Raw genomic sequence first — 20,496 nt, forward strand, 5'->3', positions numbered from 1 at the left:
CACCGTATCACTTTTTGCTGGCAGTGGTTGGGCTTGGTGAGATATGACTATAGGAATCGTAACTAATTATGCAAACATGATATGAGGTACTTCAAAGTCGTGTTAGAGTACTTCAAACTTTGTCGCACCGCGATCGAGTACACAGGTGCGTAGGCATCGCTCTCATAAATTATAAACATTGTGTAAACTTCAGGCGAAAGTTATGATATTTTTGACCGCAGCCTGATTTGTGAGAATTGAAAAACACAGATTCCCGACTTCGTAAAAGTTGTCGGGGATTTTGTTTTTTTCCAGCAATTAACAAATCTTCAGATCGGTAGATGTATTTTTGTCTAGCTATTCACTAACGATCGCATAAAATTGATTCGGATTAAATTTACATTTCTTTAAAAGACAATATGTTTGCCAGAATTCGCCGAATTTTGAGTCAATTTTTTAGTAATTCCAGAACAATCAACAACGAACCACTGAATAAAGTAAGTTTGATTGTCATTATTATAGTTGATATTTTTATCTTAATTAATGTTTTTACCGGACTCGATGATATTAGCAGATGGCATATCAGTCCAACTGAGGCTTATCCATGTTATTCAGAATGGCAAAATTACCGAGCGAAAACCACTAAAGATAAAGACTATGAAATTGTTAGACTTTCATTGCCATCTGACACGAACAATCAATTTAGTTTTCGGGGAAACTATCAACAAGCTGAAGCAGGACATCTAGGTAAGGTTTCTCAAACCTGTTTGCAATATGCAGATTACAAAGATAAGATTAAGAATTCTGAAAAGCAGCAAATTATCAAAATCATCGAGCAAAAACAGGCAAAAATTAGTAGGTTGGAACAAACCAATAGCACTGTTAAATCTCAGTATGACTCAACGCTCTTAGAAAAAATTGCCGGACAGAGTAGCGAACAATCAATTAATCAAGTCAGTGCTGAAAAAGCTAAACAGACATTAGAAGAGAATAATCGCCAAATTTCTACTCTTCAACAAGAAATTTCTACTCTTAAAAATGAACTGCTAGCTAAACCGGAAAGTATTAGTTTTATAGCCTTTATTAAAGATGACAATCGATTCCAAGAAGTTGATAAAGGCTATCAGCAAGCATCATTTTGGTATCCAAGTATCCAGCTTGGTTTTCAGTCCCTCTTTCTTTTACCACTGATTTTCATTGCCTTATCAGTTCACAAATTTGCCCAAAGAAGAGGATATGGACTCGTCTCGCTAATTAGCTGGCATTTGCTAGTTATCTTTTTTATCCCATTAATCATTAAAATATTTGAATTTCTCCAAATAGGTGCAATATTCAAATTTTTATTTGATATAGTCAGTGCCATTTTTGGCGGTTTACTTTTCCTGATAAATTATGTTTATATCTTGCTGATTCCAGTTATTGGTTTTGGAATCATCCAATTTTTTCAAAAATTTGTCTTTAACGCTAAAGTCCAAGCAGCTAGCAGAGTTCAAAAATCACGATGTGTCAATTGTGCTAAGAAAATTCGACATCTTGATACTTACTGTCCACATTGCGGATATCATCAGTACATTGAATGCCATAACTGTCATAATCTTACTTACAAGCATTTGTCGTACTGTAAACATTGTGGAACTTCTCAAGTTTCCAGTAATTTGTAATCAGTGAAGTCGTCGATCGCCTTTTTAATTTAAATATGGAAAAAGAGAAACAAATTAATAAAGAGAGTAAGTCGCCGCTTGATTTTCTCAAAAACCTGTTGATTGCTCGTTGGCGATCGCTCTTACTCCTCTTGATCGGAGTGTATTTACCTTTGCAGATTTTTGAAATCTTGACAGTGAATATATGGAAGAATCAAGCAGGCTTTCCGTGGGATGCGCCGATTCTGTTAGCGGTTCATTCTACAGCCAACCCACAGTTAGATGTTTTAGCTGTCACCCTAGCTACAATTGGGTTGCCTTGGACGGCGATGGTGATTTTGGGGGTGATCGCACTCATGTTACTACTTCAAAAACGCTGGCGATCGCTAGCTTATTTACTCACCGCCTCAGCAGGAAGCATCATCATCAACCGCACAGCAAAACAATTAATGCATCGAGTGCGTCCACAATTGTGGCAGTCCATTGCACCTGAGTCTACTTTTGCATTTCCCAGCGCTCATGCGATGACGAGTGTAACACTGGTAGCAATTTTGTTATTCTTAACTTGGGCTACTTCTTGGCGCTGGTTGGTTCTCATATTCGGGAGCCTATATATAATAGCTATTGCGTGGTGTCGTCTCTATCTGGGGGTTCATTTTCCTAGTGACATTCTCGCAGGTTGGATGGTTGCATTAGGTTGGACAATTGGTGTCAGTCTAATTATCAAACCGTATATAACTATAGCCAAATCCGTAGATGGCGATCGCCCTGAGAATGAAACTACCTTACTCCCTGAAGAAAAAAAGTTGATAAATGAGGAAGGGTAAGGGGAAAAGGTGAATTAAAACCTTTCTCTTTCTCCTTTCCCCCAAAACCCGAAAAGTATTGATCCAGAACCCTTGTAGAGACGTAGCAATGCTACGTCTCTACATTCTTTTTCACTAAATATCTCACTTTATGAATTATTTTAATTCCAGGCAATGTTAGGAAACATACCATTTAGGGAATTTTAAGTAAAAAGACGCGATTAAACCGAACTATGTAAAGTTTTGTATGGGGAAAGGGAAAAGGGAAAAGGTTAAAGGGGAAAGGGGAAAGGAAAGAATTAAACCTTTACCCCTTACCCCTTACCCTTTTCCCTAGCCGAAGGCTTTTTCCCTTACCCTTCTTAATATAGTTATATTTATTTCCGTCGGCTTACTTAAGTAAAAAATATCCGTGAACTGAGTAATGAAAGCTTCTAGTATTTGGTTTAGTTTAGTCAGTGAAATATTAATCGGTGCGATCGGCTCCAGCTTTGCTAATGCTCAAATAATTCCCGACGGCACGCTCAATACCAGTGTTTCTCAAAATGGCGATAACTTCACCATCATCAACGGTAATCGAGTTGGCAACAACCTCTTCCACAGCTTCAGCCAATTCTCAGTTCCCACCAACGGCTCGGCTTTCTTCAATAATGCTTCAGATATCCAAAACATTTTCAGTCGTGTGACTGGAGGCAGTGTTTCCAACATTGATGGTTTAATTAAAGCCAATGGTATCGCTAATCTATTTCTGCTCAATCCCAGTGGAATCATCTTTGGAGCAAATGCGAGATTAAATATTGGCGGTTCGTTTATCGGTACGACAGCCAATAGCATCAACTTTGCTGATGGTGTTGAGTTTAGCACCATTAATTCCCAAACTACCTCACTGTTGAGCATCAATGTTCCCCTTGGATTGCAAATGGGTAGCAATCCGGCATTAATCAGCGTTCAAGGCACAGGACACTCCTTGAGCAATCCCGGAGGAGCGATTCTTGCCACTCAAAATCCGAGTGCTACAGAATTGCGGCTACAGCCGGGAAAAACCCTAGCCTTGGTGGGTGGGAATCTGGAACTGAATGGAGCAACTCTCACCGCCAAGCAAGGGCAAGTAGAATTAGGCAGTGTGAGTGGTGCAGGGTTAGTTAGTTTGATCCCAACTGCACAGGGGTATACTTTGGGATATGAAGATGGGCAAAAGTTTGGTGATATTCAGCTAGCAGGGCGATCGCTATTAGATATAAGCGGGGTGAATGCAGGTTCCGTTCAAATTCGGGGGCGACACATTCAATTCAGTGATGGCTCCCTGGTGGTAGCGCGAAATTTCGGCAATCTCCCCGGTGGCGACATTCGCTTTCAGGCTACAGAGGCGATTGATTTGATTGGCACAACAGCTGATGGCACAATTCGAAGCGGGGTGCGTACTGAAGCTGTGGGTATCGGAGCTAGTGGGAACATCAGTGTGATTACTCCCAGGCTCACCCTCAAACAGGGAGGGGGGTTGAATACCACTTCAGTTAGAGTGGCTCCCAGTGGCAATATCCACATTGATGCAACAGCGATTGAACTGTCTGGCTTCTCACCAATCAATCCAAATAGCGTTAGTGTCCTTTCTACTTCTAGCTATGGTTCTGGGAGCGCTGGCGATATCTCTGTCAATGCCAATAGTTTACTGCTCTCAAATGGTGCCGCACTGACTTCAGCTACCTTTGGCAGTGGCTCTAGCGGTAAAGTGACGATTCGTAACACCAACACCACGGTGATGGGAGAAAACCCCCTCGGACTTTACAGCAACATTACCTCAATCACTTTTGCGACCGGAAACGCCAAAACTTTGACCCTAGATACCGCCAAGTTGCAAATTCTGGATGGGGGAACAGTTGCCGCCGCCACATTTTTGGCCGGGAATGGGGGAGATTTGAGCATTAACGCCACGGAATCCATCGAGATTAGGGGTCACGGTCAGAACAATAACAGCAGTATCAACTCATCTAGCATCCTACTACCTCCGCTACTGCGGCAAAAATTCCATCTACCGGATCAACTTACGGCAAATGCGGGTAATGTGAGCATTACCACGCCGAATCTGACGGTGACAGATGGTGGAACAGTCAGTGTCACCAGTCAAGGTAGCGGCAATGGTGGCAGTCTCAAGATCGCAGCCAATACCATCCGATTAGACCGTCAAGGAAGCATCCAGGCACAAACAGAATCAGGTAATGGAGGTAATATCGCCTTAGAAGTTGGGAATTTGTTGCTTCTGCGCGACAATAGCGCGATCGCCGCAACAGCAGGTGGTAATGGTGATGGAGGTAATATAAACCTTAATGCACCGATCATCGTTGGCTTAGAAAACAGTGACATTATTGCTAATGCTATTAAAGGCCGGGGGGGCAATATTCAAATCACCACCCAAGGTATCTTTGGGCTGAAGTACCGCGATCGCCTCACCCCAGAAAGTGACATCTCCGCCAGTTCTCAATTTGGGGTGAGTGGCACTGTTCAAGTTAATACTATTGGAGTCGATCCTAATTCTGGCTTGGTAGAACTACCAGCAAATGTCACTGATTCATCGCAGCAAATAGCCAGTGGTTGTTCTGCAAATCAAGGAAGTAAATTTGTCGCCACGGGACGAGGTGGAATACCACAAAATCCCAATCAGCAAGTGACGAGCGATCGCACTTGGTCTGATGTGCGCGATATCTCTGCATACCGTCAAACCCAGACAGTACAAGCACAAATACCTCAATCCTCAGAAGCTCTCATCGAAGCCACTTCCTGGCATCGTCATGCTGATGGCAAAGTTGAATTAGTTGCGGCACAATCTCCCACACATTTACAGCCGCAGTTAAGTTGTGCTGTGGTTCCCAAAAGTTAATTTGCCCTAAAAATTCAACTGGTTTAATGTCGTGCGCTCGCAAATACTTTCAGTATTCAAATAGCTTCCTTGTCGCTGGTGTTAACAACAATAGTATTTCGGGAATATTAAGCTTAGTATAAAATAAAACTAAATATGCAAGCGCTTTCTGTAATCTTGGGCTTGGTTAATCCAATACTGGCAAGTGTCATGCTGCTACCATTAGGAATCATCTTCCTTTGGAACAGCGCTGCTAATGCTCAGGTGACATCCGATGGCACAACTAACACCATTGTCAACCAAAGTGGTAAGAATTTTAATATTATTAACGGTATACAAAAAGATAATAATTTATTTCACAGTTTCAGCAATTTTTCTTTGCCTAGAGGTACTTCAGCAAATTTTGATTTAACCAACACACCAAATATTACAACTATATTTAGTCGGGTTACGGGTGGAAATGTTTCCGATATAAACGGATTAATTCAAACTCTCAACAGTAATTATCCTGTGAGTTTGTTTTTAATGAATCCTGCGGGGATTGTGTTTCGGGAAAATGCTCAATTGAATATTGGCGGATCGTTTATCAGCACAACTGCCAACAGCATCAAATTTGCCGATGGCGTTGAGTTTAGCGCTATTAATTCGCAAGCTGCCCCGTTATTGAGTATCAATGTTCCTATTGGGTTGCAAATGGGCAGCAATCCTGCACCGATTACAATTCAAGGCACAGGGTACTCCTTGGCGAATACGAGTGGACTGACTCTGGCTTCCCTAACTCGGATTCCCAGTTCTACAAAACTCCAGGTACAGCCGGGAAACACCATAGCTTTGATTGGTGGCGACATACATCTAAATGGGGCAACCTTGCTCGCCGAACAAGGGCAAATAGAATTGGGCAGTGTCAGAAGTACAGGACTTATCAGCCTGATGCCAACTGCACGGGGCTATACATTGGGATATGGTGATGTGCAACGCTTTGGCAATATTGAGCTAGTAAAGCGATCGCTATTAGATATTAGCGGCGTGAATGCAGGTTCGGTGCAAATACAGGGTAGGCAAATTCAATTCACCGATGGCTCTCTGGTACTGGCGCAAAATTTTGGCAATCTCCCCGGTGGTGACATTCGCCTTCAGGCTACAGAGTCCATTAATCTAATTGCCAAAACGGCTGATGCCACAATTCAGAGCGGAGTGCGTACCAATGCTTTGGGTATGGGAGCTAGTGGGAATATCAGCGTTATTACTCCCAACTTCACTATCAAGTCGGGAGCGGGGTTAAATAGCACAACTCTTGGAGCAGCTCCGAGTGGCAATATTTACATTGATGCAACCACCATTGAACTGTCTGGCTTTTCACCCAATAATCCTGCTGATGTCACCACGGTAAACACTAGTACATTAGGCACTGGGAATGCTGGTGATGTTTTCGTCAATAGTAATAGTCTACTAGTATCAAGCGGTGCCTCACTATCTTCGGCTACCTTTGGCAGTGGTTCTAGCGGTAAAGTGACGATTCACAACAACAATACCACAGTGATGGGAGAAAGTCCCTCTGGACTTTACAGCAACATTAGCTCAATTACATTTGCAACTGGAAGCGCCAAAACCTTGAGCCTGGATACTGCCAAATTGCAAATTCTAGATGGGGGAGCGGTTGCCACCACCGCATTTTTTGCAGGTAATGGGGGAGATTTGAGTATCAACGCTACCGAATCAATCGCCATCAGTGGTCAAGGTCGGGCAACTAATAGCAGCATTAACGCCTCCACCATCCGACCCGATCCGTCATTGCGGAAACGATTTGGTTTACCAGATATATTAACAGCGAATGCCGGCACTGTGAGCATTACCACACCGAATTTAACGCTGACGAATGGTGGGACAGTCAGTGTCACCAGTCAAGGCAGTGGAAATGGGGGCAATATTAACATCAATTCAGATACCATCCAATTAAAGAATCAAGGGTTTATTCAAGCACAAACAGAATCCGGTAATGGTGGCAATATTAAATTGTCCACCAAAAACCTGTTGCTTCTGCAAGACAATAGCCAGATAACCTCAACAGCTGGCGGTTCAGGGAATGGAGGTAATATCAACATCAATGCACCCATCATCGTCGGCTTAAAAAACAGCGACATTATTGCCAATGCAGTCCGAGGCAGAGGTGGTAATATCCAAATCACCACTCAAGGCATCTTTGGGCTGAAGTTTGGCAACCAACTCACTCCTGATAGTGACATCACCGCCAGTTCCCAATTTGGGGTAAGTGGCACGGTTCAAGTTAATACTATCGGTATCGATCCAAATTCGGGTTTAGTCGAACTGCCAGCAAAAGTCACCGATCCATCGCAGCAAATTGCTACAGGCTGCGCGAGTAGTGAAGGCAGCCGCTTTGTGGCAACGGGACGGGGTGGTGTGCCGCAAAATCCCAATCAGCAAGTGACGAGCGATCGCACTTGGTCTGATATCCGCGATATCTCTGCATACCGTAAAACTGGGGAAGTCACGGCACAAATACCTGAATCCGCAGAAACTCCTGTCCAAGCCACTGGTTGGCGACGCAATGCACAAGGAAAAATCGAGTTAATTGCAGCTAATGCGACTACACAGGTGCAACAAAAATTAACCTGTGCCGGGATTTCCAGATAACATAATAAGTAAGCCGACGGAAATAAACATAACTATATTAAGAAGGGTAAGGGAAAAAGCCTTCGGCTAGGGTAAAGGGTAAGGGGTAAGGGGTAAAGGTTTAATTCTTTCCTTTCCCCTTTCCCCTTTAACCTTTTCCCTTTTCCCTATACAAAACTTTACATAGTTCGGTTTAATCGCGTCTACTTACTGTATTCAATTAGAAATCCCCTAAGAGAATGTCTGAAAAGTTTTTTGTATACACCTAGCCCTTGGAGATCCCCCTAAATCCACGCCACTTGACGGCAGTTGACGGCAGTTGCTCCACTTGGGCAGACCCCTTGGCGCTAGCCTCTCACGAATGGGAGAAGACCGCACTGCCTCCCCGATAAATTGGGGGAGTTTGAAAGCTTTTTGCTCCCCTTAAAAAGCTATCCATTATAGAACCCATTTGATATCTTTTTTTGAGCTACAGTTACTCGACAAAATTCAACAGCAGCAGATCACACAAGCGCCTATTAATTGTTCGGAATTTTCTAAAAACGTTTCTGATGCAGTTCCCCAAGAACACATTCAAATCTTGGAGCGATTTGATGGAGCCATACTTTATGCTAATAGCGGTCATTCTTGGCAAATTTCAAAGTTTAATTCTGGTAAAACCTACGAAATCCTTGAGTCAAATTCTTTGTACTATGATATAACCCACCTAATTGCTCTTGAAGATGGGCGCTGCATAGCCTATATATTTAACTTTTGCAAGAGCGAATGTTTAATTCTTTTGGACAAGCAAACTTCAGATCATAATCAGCTCCAAAATGCCACAGTTATTGCTAAGAGCACTCTGGCAGTTTTTGAACGCATATTTCAAGTCCTATGTATATACACAGTTGATATAATTATTTATCACTAAATATAACTCGTTTGGTAGTTTCATGATTTAAGTAAGAAAATGTATACATTACTCGTATAAACTAAATAAGCTGATTATCTCAGCGATTGTATCAAGTAAAAATATAGTTCTATTAGATATGCGATCGCATATCTTCTTAAAAGAATGCCAAACTCCAACTTGAAAGATGACTCATTATGGTTCAAAAATGCAATTATCTACGAATTAGGTGTTCGCACATTTGCTGACAGTAATGGTGATGGGATTGGTGATTTTCCAGGGCTGACAGAAAAACTAGACTATTTACAAGATTTAGGTATTACTGCCATTTGGTTGTTACCTTTTTTTCCTTCACCACTTAGAGATGATGGTTACGATATTGCCGATTATACTAGTATCAATCCTATCTATGGCACGTTAGAAGACTTTAAAGCGTTTTTGAGCGCTGCTCATCAGCGCGGTATTCGGGTAATTATAGAATTAATTATTAACCATACCTCTGACCAACATCCTTGGTTTCAAAGAGCGCGTCGCGCCCCGAAAGGAAGTCAGGAGCGAGATTTTTATGTTTGGAGTGATACTCCTGAAAAATACCAGGAAGCGCGAATTATCTTCCAAGATTTTGAGACATCTAACTGGGCTTGGGATTCAGTTGCCAAAGCTTATTGCTGGCATCGTTTCTATTCCCATCAGCCGGATTTGAATTATGACAATCCCTTGGTGCGCGAGGCAGTATTTGATGTTCTAGATTTTTGGTTGGAGATGGGTGTAGATGGACTACGCATGGATGCTGTACCTTATCTCTACGAACGACAAGGAACGAACTGCGAAAACTTACCCGAAACCCATGCGTTTTTGAAGGAGTTGCGATCGCACATCGACGCGAAATTTCCTAACCGGATGTTACTAGCTGAGGCCAACCAATGGCCTGAAGATGCAGCCGAGTATTACGGTGCAGGGGATGAGTGTCACATGAACTTTCATTTTCCCCTAATGCCGCGTTTGTTTATGGCAGTGCGGATGGAAGATAATTTCCCGATTGTAGATATTCTTCAGCAAACACCATCGATTCCTGATAACTGTCAGTGGGCATTGTTCCTCCGCAACCATGACGAACTGACTCTAGAAATGGTGACAGATGAAGACCGCGATTTTATGTATGGGGCCTACGCACAAGACCCAATGATGCGGGTAAATTTAGGCATCCGTCGTAGATTAGCGCCGCTTTTGGGTAATGATCGCCGCCAAATAGAGTTACTCAATAGTTTACTGTTATCTTTGCCAGGAACCCCCGTACTTTACTACGGTGATGAAATTGGTATGGGAGATAACGTTTATCTAGGCGATCGCAATGGTGTTCGCACACCTATGCAGTGGAGTTCCGATCGCAACGCTGGTTTTAGTCGCGCCAACCCGCAACGCTTGTATCTACCCGTCATCGTTGACTCAGAATATCACTACGAAGCACTCAACGTCGAGGCACAACGGACTAATAGCAATTCTCTTTGGTATTGGATGAAACGTTTACTCGCTACTCGCAAACGGTTTGCGGCATTGGGTGAAGGGCGTTTTGAATTGCTACAGTCTAATAATCGCAAAGTTTTTGCCTTCAGTCGGATTACTTCTGAAGAACATGTTTTGGTAGTAGCAAATTTATCTCATTACGTGCAAACGGTGACGTTAGATTTATCAGCCTTCAATGGACTAATACCAGTAGAAATTTTTGGTTCCACTGAGTTTCCACCGATTACAGAATCGCCCTATTTCCTCAGCTTAAGTCCTTACGGGTTTTACTGGTTCACCTTACAACGTAAACTTAGCTCAACTCAAGAGCCTAAACCCCAAGCAGATTTAGTAACTCTGCTGGTAAATGGTTCATGGCAAAATGTGATTGGGCAACGAGAGTCAAAAAGCGTTCTAGAATCAACACTGCGGGATTATCTCTATACCTGTAGCTGGTTTGGCGGCAAAACTCAGACTGTACAATCAGTACAAATCATTGAAGCGATTTCTTTACCCTATAACCAGCAGATAGCTCAAATTGTTTGGTTGCAGGTAGACTATACCCAGGGAAATCACGAAACTTATCTGTTATTTCTCGCCTATGCAGAAGGTGAACAAGCAACACATCTTTTGGTAGAAATGCCGCAAGCTATAATTGCACGGCTTGGGGTGCAAAGTAAAATAGACACTCCTCCACCCAATACTCAAGAAGTTGGAATTTTATTTGATGCTTTAGCAGACAAGAACTTTCTCACCTCACTGCTAGATGATGCGATCGCTAATCATCACTCTTATAAAGGGATAACCGGAGAATTATTTGGTACTACTACTGATTCATTTTCCGAATTGCGCCGACAGTTAACCAATCATGAGCCGACTGTCCTGAATAAAGAAGAACAAACCAATACTTATATAGTTTATGGCGATCGCTTGTTGTTGAAACTCTTCCGTAAAGTTGAGGAAGGTTTGCACCCAGATTTAGAAATCCGGCGTTTCCTATACCAGAAAAAAGGGTTGCAAAACTCAGTTTTCCTAGCTGGTGCTTTAGAGTACCGCCGTGCAAATAAAACAGGCAATAAAACAGCCCTACCTACGACTATAGGCATATTACAAGAGTTTATTCCAGATATCCGCAGTGGCTGGGATTACACCCTTGATAGTTTGCAAAAGTACTTTGATTTAGTGACCACAGAACACGCCACTATTGCCGAAGTGCCTCTGCCATCAGGTTCTTTGTTGGATTTACAGAGAATTGAAATTCCAGAAATGGCAATTGCAACTATCACCTCTTACTTGCAAAGTGTTGAGCTATTGGGTAAATCCACAGCCCAATTCCATATAGCGCTGGCTACAAATATAGATAGCTCAAACTTTGCTCCAGAATCTTTTTCATCACTTTATCAACGTTCGATATATCAAAATGCACGTAACTTAACTGGACAAGTATTTCGGTTGTTAAAAGAACGAGTAAAATCCTTGCCAACCGATACTCAACCATTAGCATTAGAAGTTCTGAATAGCCAACAGAAAATCTTAGAACGCTTTCAGTTAGTTGTCGGACAAAAAATTACTGCATTGCGTACTCGTCATCATGGAAACTACCATTTATCGCAAGTATTTTATACAGGAAAAGACTTTATTATTCCTGATTTTGAAGGCAAAGCAGATCGTAGTCTTAGCGAACGACGCATCAAGCGATCGCCTCTACAAGATGTAGCAGGAATGTTGCTATCTTTCAACTATGCAGTTAACGAAGCTCTCCGTTATCAAAAAGAATCTGGGATGATCCTGCCTGAAAATTTACCCCTTATAGAACAATGGGGACAGTTTTGGTATACCTGGGTCAGTACTAGCTTTTTGAACTCTTATTTAGAAACTGCTAATCAAGAATCTTTCCTTCCAAACACAACAGAAGAACTAGATGTGCTGCTGTTTGCCTATCTTCTAGAACAAGCGATTGATGCACTAGGCTATGAACTAAATAATCACTCTGATTGGATAGAAATTCCACTCCAATTTATTCTGCAATTATTAAGTAAAACTGCTTAAGCAGTTTTTGAGATCGCAATCCTAAATGAGATTCAAACCATTCGTGAAATATTAAGGTCGGATACTATTTGTTAATAAACAATAGCACTTAAAATATTGCGGAAATCGCGGTTCTCAACAGAATGTTTGAGCAGTGACCGCCGTAGGCATCACTGAATCTCGACTCACAACGACTGCGCGGTAGTTGAATTTCGACTCACAACGACTGCGCGGTAGTTGAGCGTAGTCGAAACTCAGTGCAAGTCGCTCGATTACCGCCAAGCGATGCACTGAGCTTGTCGTTGTGTCGAAACTCAGTGCAAGTCGTTCGATTACCGCGCAGCCGTACCCCTCCAGGGAAGCAAGCTACGCGGAGCGTCTCGTAGAGAAGTGCGGGCTACACCTACGCGTCATCTTGATAGGCATGATTTATATCGTGTCCGGTTAAAGACTGAAAGTGATTTAGTATCGATAGTCATACTCATGTCTAGAGCGCCATTCACGTTTCTCGTATTCTCTACGTTGCCATTCACGGTGCTCACGTTCTTCACGCTCTCTGCGTAGCCATTCCTGCCTCGCTTGTTCTCGTTCGCGCCACTCATGTCGGTGATCTTTTCCCAAAATTACTTCTACTTGAGCAGATGCACGCTCTGCTAAAACACTCGAAGTCAGCAAAACACCTAACAAACAAGATGAGAGAATTCTTTTCATGTTCATAAAGATATACCTTTTATGGAACCAGAAATCTATAGTTTTAGACTTTTTTCTTTTACAAAAGGTTCAATTAGGGCAGACGGCTTTCAAAAAATATCGGTCGTGTTCTTAATTACTCGTTGTGTGGCGTGGATCTGTTTCATTCTTTTTTCAAATTGATGTCAGTAAAAATTGAGCGATCGCATTTTCGGGCAACTTGGGGTGCGAAGGTGTTGCCTATGACCCAACTTCTAACCCATTTGAACCTTTTTTCCATTCATCCGGTCTAATAAATACAAGCAACGAAACGGATAGAGGAGAACGCCTCAGGTGTTAGTTGTGCCAGCCAAGGTTAATAAAGCAAATCAATTGATTGGTGAATCAGAAAGCGAATCTGACAGTTATCTAGTACAGCAGTGTTTGCAGGGTGATACCCAAAGCTACGGTCAGCTTTACCGTCGCCATCAGCAAAAAGTGAGGTCAATCCTCTACAAACTCTGTACTCCTGCCTGCCTGGATGATGTGGTGCAGGAAGTGTTTCTGCAAGCCTGGAAAGGATTGCCCAAGTTTCGCCAAACAGCAAAATTTTCCACCTGGCTGTACCGAATCGCATGGAACATGGCTTATGACGAGCGACAGGCAGATGTTAAAAGGCGAACTCAATTACAGATTTTGAGTGAAAAAACTCCTACCCAACAGTCAGCGCCTGAGTTAATCAATCTGCATTATCAAGACCTTGTGCAACGGGGACTGGCAAACCTAAGTTTTGACCATCGCACGATATTGGTTTTGCATGATTTGGAAGAAGTACCTCAAAAAGAGGTAGCACAAATTCTAGATATTCCTCTGGGAACAGTCAAGTCACGCCTATTCCATGCTCGTGCTGCCATGCGTCAATTTCTCCAAAACGAAGGAGTACAGCTATGACTCAGCTCCCCAATGATGATTCTGACCTAATTAATTTTCTATGCCAACATTGTCCAGAAGTTCCACCAGCCTCGCCTGATTTGGAACACCAAATCTTACAACAGGTGAAAACTTCGCCTCAAGTACCCTTACGCCACTATTCAAGGCTGAGGTTAGTTCTACCCATTGCTGCTGGATTAGTAGCTGCTATAGTTGGCTACCGTGCTTTTATCCCGGCTCAACCAAGTCCGGCTGAACTTGCCACATTGGAAACTTTTATTGAAAGCAATTGGCAAGGTACAGTCAGTAACGAACATCTGGAAAGTGATATATGGCATTTTACAGATTCAGATACTGAATAGGAGAGCGCTTTGATGTTAAGTAGTCGTGTTTCCATTTTGGCGGTGGCGATGATTGTCCTTGGTAGCACTATTGCTGTGGCCAAGCCAACTTTACTTTTACACCAAGTGATTGCCCAAACCCCCACAAGTGTACCTCATCCAAATCGTGGTCAATCAGGGGGATGGCTCAAGGATTTGAATTTGACATCCCAGCAACTGCAACAGATTAAAGAAATTCGTAATCAATCCAAACAGCAGATAGCCCAAAAATCACAAGAGATACGTCAAGGGCAACAGGAATTACATGACCTGATTGCAGGGACAGCTACTAAAGAGCAAGTGCGTGGTAAATATAACCAAATCAAGCTTGTAAAGCAGCAGCTTGCTGATACCCAGTTTGAAAATACGCTTGCGATTCGGGAAGTTTTAAATCCAGAGCAACGGCAAAAATTTGCCGAACGGATGTATAAGAAAAATCCTCTATCTCCAGCCCAGCACAATTAACTCTATGATTGTAAAGCCGAAATATTGGGTATTGTTGCTGTTGATCTTACTGGGAGGAATTGACCCCAGTCATGCAGCCTCCACACCTGTTGACCCAAAAGTATTACATATAATTAATCGCCTTAGCTTTGGCCCTCGTCCCCAAGATGTGCAAAGAGTTGAGTCTATGGGTGTAGAAAAATACATTCAAGAACAACTCTCACCTGAATCGATTCCTGAACCACAAAGTCTTACCACCCAACTAAAGCAGCTAGATACTCTCCGCTTGAATCCGGTGGAACTTTTAGAATATGGCACAACTCATCTCCCAGGACAAAAACCTAGCCAGTCGGAAAAAAAAGCTGCCAACAAGTGGGCTAAACATGTGCTAGATCAGGCAGTCCAAGCACGGTTATTAGAGGCAACTAGCAGTAAGCGACAACTTCAAGAAGTGATGGTGGACTTTTGGTATAACCATTTTAATGTAGATGCTGCTAAAGGACGCGTTAGCCTCTGGGTAGGAGCTTATGAACAACAGGCGATTCGACCTTACGCTTTGGGTCATTTTCGTGACCTGTTAGGGGCAACAGCTCATCATCCAGCTATGCAGTTTTATCTGGACAACTTCCAAAATCGGGTTGACAGCCGCCCCGATGCCCAAGGTCATGTCCGAGGTTTGAATGAAAACTATGCCCGCGAACTCATGGAGCTACACACTCTCGGCGTGGATGGAGGTTATACTCAGCAAGATGTAATTGCTCTGGCGCGGATTTTAAGTGGTTGGGGTTTCAGTCGTCCCAGTCAGCAGACAGATAATAGTTTCGGATTTTACTTCAATCCAAAGCGTCATGATTTTAGCGACAAAGTTTTTCTGGGACACACAATTAAAAGCGGTGGTGAAGCCCAAGGGGAGGAAGCTTTGGATATTTTGGCTCGAAGTCCGGCAACTGCACGTCATATCAGTTATCAAATAGCTGAATATTTTGTCAGCGATGTTCCTCCGACTACTCTGGTAAACAATCTCACACAACGTTATCTTGCCACTGATGGCAATATTCGTGAGGTTCTTAACACCCTATTCCACAGCCGGGAATTCTGGGATGCAAAAAACTTTAATGCTAAGTTTAAAACACCACTTCAATTCGCTATCTCGGCGGTGCGAGCTACAGGTGTCGAAGTGAAGAACACAAGACCAATCTCCAATCTGCTCCAAGAGTTGGGAATGCCTCTATACCGTTGCCAAACTCCAGACGGTTACAAAAATACAGCTAATGCATGGTTAAATCCCGATGCAATGAACCGCCGCCTCAGCTTTGCATCAGCGATCGCCAATGGAAATTTACCCTTATCAAGCATCCCCACAAATATGCGACAGAGGGAGAGAACACTGGTACAGGAGAAAATCGCCACAGAGCAAAGACCTTTACAAAAGTCTCCCAGTATTCCTGTAGATGCTTGGCAACTAAGCAATACATTGGGTAATTCTTTTTCACTGAAAACGCAGCAGGCGATCGCCTCTAGTTCCCCTCAAATTCATAGTGCTTTAATTTTGGGAAGTCCAGAATTTATGTATCGTTAGTTACACAATTGTCAAGTTATAAAACTAAATTATCAAGTATTCACGCTTGTATTTTTTATACATATAACTCCTAGTTAATATCAGTAATTTTAATTTATGAAAAGACGTGACTTCCTCATCAAGAGTGGAATTTTTTCAGCTTCCGCAATCACAGCCGTAAGTAGCAATGCTTGGATAGCTAAATCTGCTATCCCAAACAGTGATCAGAAGCGCTTGATTGTAATTTTCCTCCGGGGGGCAGTAGACGGTTTAAACATTGTGGTTCCTTACTCAGAGACAGCTTACTATCAAGCTCGACCGCAAATTGCTATCCCCCAACCAGGAAAGGAAGGAGGAGTAATAGATTTAGATGGACGCTTTGGCTTGCATCCAGCATTAGCTTCTCTGATGCCCCAATGGCAGCAAAATAGTTTGGCATTTGTTCATGCTTGTGGTTCCCCCGATCCAACTCGCTCTCACTTTGATGCTCAACAATACATGGAAAACGCTACCCCCGGTGACAAACATACTCAAGATGGTTGGATGAATCGTTTACTAGGGGTGATTTCTCAAAAAACACCCATCCAAGCAGTAAGTGTCGGAGAAACAACACCCGAGATTTTTTCTGGACGGATGCCTGTAGCTAACATCGCATCAGGGAGAAACGCTAGCAGACTGCCAATAGATCGTCCTCAATTAGCAGCAGCATTTGACCAACTTTATAGCGGTAATGATGCCCTAAGTCAGACCTATCGCCAAGGACGGATAGCGCATCAGGCGATCATCAATGACCTGGATAGTGAAATGAATTTGGCAAATAATGGTGCACCTTTACCTAATGGCTTTCCTAGCGATGCCCAACGATTGGCACAACTAATGCTCAAAGATTCTCGAATTGAGTTAGGGTTTATGGCTTTGGGGGGTTGGGATACTCATGTCAATCAAGGTAGCACTCAAGGACAGTTAGCTCGGAACTTAAAAAAATTGGGTTCCGGTTTGGCAGCTTTGGTCAAAGGTTTGGGGAGCGTTTACCAGAATACGACGATTGTCGTGATGTCTGAGTTTGGTCGTACAGTCAAGCAAAATGATGATAGTGGTACTGATCACGGCCATGGTAATGTCATGTGGGTTTTAGGCGGTAAAATTCGTGGTGGTAAAGTTTACGGTGAATGGCCTGGTCTCTCTACAGGCCAACTTTACCAAGGTAGAGACTTGGCTATTACTACTGATTTTCGGGATGTTATCTCTACCGTGTTAGAAAATCATCTGCATCTTAATGAAGCAAAATTGAATCAAGTGTTGCCAAATTATACCTCTACTCAAAAAGTAGCATTAATTGTCAAGTAAGCAATTATTCGTTAAGACAAGAATTTACCTAATAGCATTTGCTCAACTATCCTTGTAATATCGTGTCCGGTTAAAGGCTTATCATTAAAAGCGCAAGGGGGCAGGGGGAAAAGGAGTTTTCAACTTTTTGCACAGATGCAGGAATTATAACTAATCTGCCGGACATGACATTATCATGCATAATAATGGCTCTTTTTGATCCGAAATGTATTGCAAGGTGAACACTATTCAATAGCCTCGTAAATTGGCGAAGCTATTGAATAGTGTTCACTTGAGTGAATATGATAATTGCTTATTTAGTCGTTCGATTCAACATCTATTCTACCTTCAATTCCTACTGAGTCTATCAGCTTTTCTGACGGCGTAAACTCATCAATAAACGTAATTATCACTGCTGCCGCAGGCACTGCAAGCAGCACACCTATAAATCCAAATAGTTTACCCATTACCAAAAATGTTACAATCACCATCACTGGATGAATATTGACTTGCTGACCCATCACCAAAGGCTGAACAACGTGGGCATCTATTTGATTCATTATAAAGAAAAGTATCAACACAAATACTAGTTTTAACGGTGAAATACTCAATGCTACTAATGCTGGTAAAAAAGCACCAATGACCGAACCAAAGTAAGGAATTATTTCAAATAATCCTGCAATAATCCCAAATGGTAGGGCTGACGGAATCCCCAAAATCAAAAGTCCCAACGTTGCTCCAGCACCCAGAAATATCATCGCTATTCCTGTCCCAAAAATCCAGCCTCGCAATCTTGTTTCACAAGCCTTAAGGATTCTTTTAAACCTCTGGTGATGTTGCCTTGGTACTAATCTTAAAATCCCTTTCACTAAGGAATTAGGATCGTAAGCCATGTAAAGCGCTAAAATTAACGTCGCCACCAACTCAACGGTTAAACTTAAAGCTTCACCTAAGAAAACTGGTACTCCTCCTAGCAACTGGTCGGTCAAATTCCGTAATTGTATTAGTGCTTGGGAAATGTCAGGAATAAAAGTGAATTTTTGACGCAGTTGCTCAACATCTCCTGTCAATCTATTGAGATAAGTTGGTAATGTTTTGATTAATTTTTGGGATTCAAATGTCACACTAGGTAGGACTACAGTAGCTAATACCACCACAAATCCAATGATTAATCCAATCAGTAATAAAACAGCAACATCCTGTGATTTGACTAACTTTTGTAAAAATCTTAATAGAGTTCGCAAAATTAAAGCGATCAATGCTGCAACAACTAAAAGTTCTAATACTGGTAAAAGTTGATATAAAATGTAGAGTGCCGCAGCTACTATTACTGCCAATGGCGCACCACGAGTTAACTGCGACCATCCATTGTCTGTATCTCTAGGATTCGACATTACTATCACACTATCACTTATTATGTTTTAACTTTCCAAATTTAGTGCCTGGAATAGCATAGAATTTTTCTCTTGAAAAGTAGCTGTGAGCCTATTTTTATTACTTTAGCCTATAATGACCAGATAAGTTTGATTTTTTTATTTTATGCTTTAAAGATTCCCTTCCAGATTTTCCAGATGATTTTACTGTTATCTTTTTGTTACAGTATTCTTAATTACTAATCACGAAATTGCAACCGTATAATCGCACCCTTCCCACTTGCTGCTTTCAATCCAGAAAAAGGTAAAGTTGATTGGCTGTTCCTGATTATCTTCCAGATAGTAAACCAAATGTTGCTAAAGGTAGAGTAAGCTGTTTCCACTCCATCTTTATTAGCATGAGTCCATCGAGGATCGATACCAGGTGAGCCAAAAGCCTGTACTATGACTAAGAATTTTTACCATAATTAATTTGTTGTGCAGTTCAGGACTGTAGTTGATTTTTATGAAAATTTTATTGAGAATTTTGAGAAGATTTGCGAGATGCAGTTAAGGATTTAGCTTCAATGAAAATTTGTTTGATCTCAGGATGCTTTTGGCGAATATTTGCTTCTAAATTTTCTACAGTTAAGGCTATTTCTTCACCTGTAAGATTATGGGAAAATTGAATTTCTAAGTTGAGTAATACTTCTTTTGGAGCAAGTTGCATTGTTAGCACCCGGATAACCTCTTTTACTCCTGGTTCTGTTTTTGACAAGTAACGGATATTAGCTATTGTTTGAGGATCGGCACTTTCCCCAACTAATAATCCTTTACTTTCCCTCGCTAGTACCACTGCTACTATAGCTAAGATAATGCCAATAAGAATTGAGGCGATACCGTCAAAATAAACATTATTAAATAGATGTCCTAAAAATATTCCGATTAAGGCAACGAATAAACCTAAAATTGCGGCAGTATCCTCAAATAAAATTGTGATTACTGTGGGATCTTTACTATTTTTGATTGCTTGCCAAAAATTTTGTTTACCTTTGATCGGCAAAAACTCTTTTAAAGCTACAGTCCAAGAATAACCCTCCAATAATATTGCCACACTTAACACAATATAATTCCATTTTGGGTCTTCTAAAGGACTGGGGTTAATTAAATGAGTAATTCCCTCATAAATTGACATTCCACCACCGATAGCAAAGATGAGGATGGCAACGATAAAAGTCCAGAAATAAAGTTCTTGACCGTAGCCAAAAGGATGGCTATCATTTGCTGGTTTTTGGCTTCTGCTAATTCCCAGTAAAAGTACTAGTTGGTCGCCAGTATCTACAATTGAATGAATACCTTCAGATATCATAGCCGAACTGCCAGTAATAGAGGCGGCGATAAATTTAGTAATAGCGATCGCTAAGTTAGCCCCCATCGCCGCAAAGATTGTTTTCTTAGATGAATCAGTTGCCATGATTGTAAATATTAGTTACTAAATAGGTAAGTT

14 protein-coding genes are annotated in these 20,496 nt (G+C 41.9%); 10 read left to right on the plus strand and 4 right to left on the minus strand.

From position 1 onward, the window contains the following. The first annotated feature begins 398 nt into the window (after nt 1-398). The 5 genes from RMX98_RS20490 to treS all read left to right on the plus strand — a co-directional run bounded on the left by RMX98_RS20490 (nt 399) and on the right by treS (nt 12,351). A complete protein-coding gene (locus tag RMX98_RS20490) occupies nt 399-1,640 on the plus strand; it encodes a hypothetical protein (protein WP_322680266.1) in 1,242 nt (413 codons plus the stop codon). Between the two features lie 35 nt (nt 1,641-1,675). Further along, nucleotides 1,676-2,446, plus strand: a complete 771-nt coding sequence (locus RMX98_RS20495) for a phosphatase PAP2 family protein (protein WP_322680265.1) — start codon at nt 1,676-1,678, stop codon at nt 2,444-2,446. A gap of 403 nt (nt 2,447-2,849) precedes the next feature. Continuing rightward, nucleotides 2,850-5,300 carry an S-layer family protein gene (locus RMX98_RS20500; RefSeq protein WP_322680264.1) on the plus strand — a complete coding sequence of 817 codons (2,451 nt, stop codon included), beginning with the start codon at nt 2,850-2,852 and terminating at the stop codon, nt 5,298-5,300. Nucleotides 5,301-5,435: 135 nt separating this feature from the next. Beyond that, nucleotides 5,436-7,931, plus strand: coding sequence for an S-layer family protein (locus RMX98_RS20505; RefSeq protein WP_322680263.1), 2,496 nt, complete (start codon nt 5,436-5,438; stop codon nt 7,929-7,931). Nucleotides 7,932-8,964: 1,033 nt separating this feature from the next. Beyond that, nucleotides 8,965-12,351, plus strand: a complete 3,387-nt coding sequence (gene treS / locus RMX98_RS20510; RefSeq protein WP_322680262.1) for a maltose alpha-D-glucosyltransferase — start codon at nt 8,965-8,967, stop codon at nt 12,349-12,351. A 441-nt stretch (nt 12,352-12,792) separates the two neighbouring features. Here the strand turns inward: treS and RMX98_RS20515 are convergent, their stop codons facing one another. Continuing rightward, on the minus strand, nt 12,793-13,047 hold the full coding sequence (locus tag RMX98_RS20515) for a hypothetical protein (protein ID WP_322680261.1): 255 nt from the start codon (nt 13,045-13,047) through the stop codon (nt 12,793-12,795). A gap of 306 nt (nt 13,048-13,353) precedes the next feature. On the opposite strand from RMX98_RS20515, the gene RMX98_RS20520 reads away from it, so the two are divergent. The 5 genes from RMX98_RS20520 (at nt 13,354) to RMX98_RS20540 (ending at nt 17,658) form a co-directional block, all read left to right on the plus strand. Continuing rightward, nucleotides 13,354-13,950, plus strand: a complete 597-nt coding sequence (locus RMX98_RS20520) for a sigma-70 family RNA polymerase sigma factor (RefSeq protein WP_322680260.1) — start codon at nt 13,354-13,356, stop codon at nt 13,948-13,950. Beyond that, nucleotides 13,947-14,291 (plus strand): hypothetical protein, encoded by a 345-nt coding sequence (locus RMX98_RS20525; protein WP_322680259.1) that lies wholly within the window; start codon nt 13,947-13,949, stop codon nt 14,289-14,291. Before RMX98_RS20520 ends, RMX98_RS20525 begins: the two co-directional genes overlap by 4 nt. 12 nt (nt 14,292-14,303) lie before the next feature. Then, on the plus strand, nt 14,304-14,774 hold the full coding sequence (locus RMX98_RS20530) for a Spy/CpxP family protein refolding chaperone (protein WP_322680258.1): 471 nt from the start codon (nt 14,304-14,306) through the stop codon (nt 14,772-14,774). A gap of 4 nt (nt 14,775-14,778) precedes the next feature. Beyond that, complete coding sequence (locus RMX98_RS20535) at nt 14,779-16,332, plus strand: DUF1800 domain-containing protein (RefSeq protein ID WP_322680257.1); 1,554 nt, start codon at nt 14,779-14,781, stop codon at nt 16,330-16,332. A 96-nt stretch (nt 16,333-16,428) separates the two neighbouring features. Then, nucleotides 16,429-17,658 (plus strand): DUF1501 domain-containing protein, encoded by a 1,230-nt coding sequence (locus RMX98_RS20540; protein ID WP_322680256.1) that lies wholly within the window; start codon nt 16,429-16,431, stop codon nt 17,656-17,658. A 296-nt stretch (nt 17,659-17,954) separates the two neighbouring features. Here RMX98_RS20540 and RMX98_RS20545 read toward each other — a convergent pair whose 3' ends face one another. The 3 genes from RMX98_RS20545 to RMX98_RS20555 all read right to left on the minus strand — a co-directional run bounded on the left by RMX98_RS20545 (nt 17,955) and on the right by RMX98_RS20555 (nt 20,463). Next, nucleotides 17,955-19,031, minus strand: coding sequence for an AI-2E family transporter (locus tag RMX98_RS20545; protein WP_322680255.1), 1,077 nt, complete (start codon nt 19,029-19,031; stop codon nt 17,955-17,957). 218 nt (nt 19,032-19,249) lie between these two features. Further along, nucleotides 19,250-19,456, minus strand: coding sequence for a hypothetical protein (locus RMX98_RS20550; protein WP_322680268.1), 207 nt, complete (start codon nt 19,454-19,456; stop codon nt 19,250-19,252). A gap of 68 nt (nt 19,457-19,524) precedes the next feature. Further along, the gene (locus RMX98_RS20555; RefSeq protein ID WP_322680254.1) at nt 19,525-20,463 is read right to left on the minus strand and encodes a cation diffusion facilitator family transporter; all 939 of its coding nucleotides are present in this window, start codon (nt 20,461-20,463) and stop codon (nt 19,525-19,527) included. Nucleotides 20,464-20,496 lie beyond the last annotated feature (33 nt).

Origin of the sequence: Nostoc sp. DedQUE02 (genome assembly GCF_034531035.1) — a bacterium.
In the GTDB taxonomy this organism is placed as follows: domain Bacteria; phylum Cyanobacteriota; class Cyanobacteriia; order Cyanobacteriales; family Nostocaceae; genus Nostoc.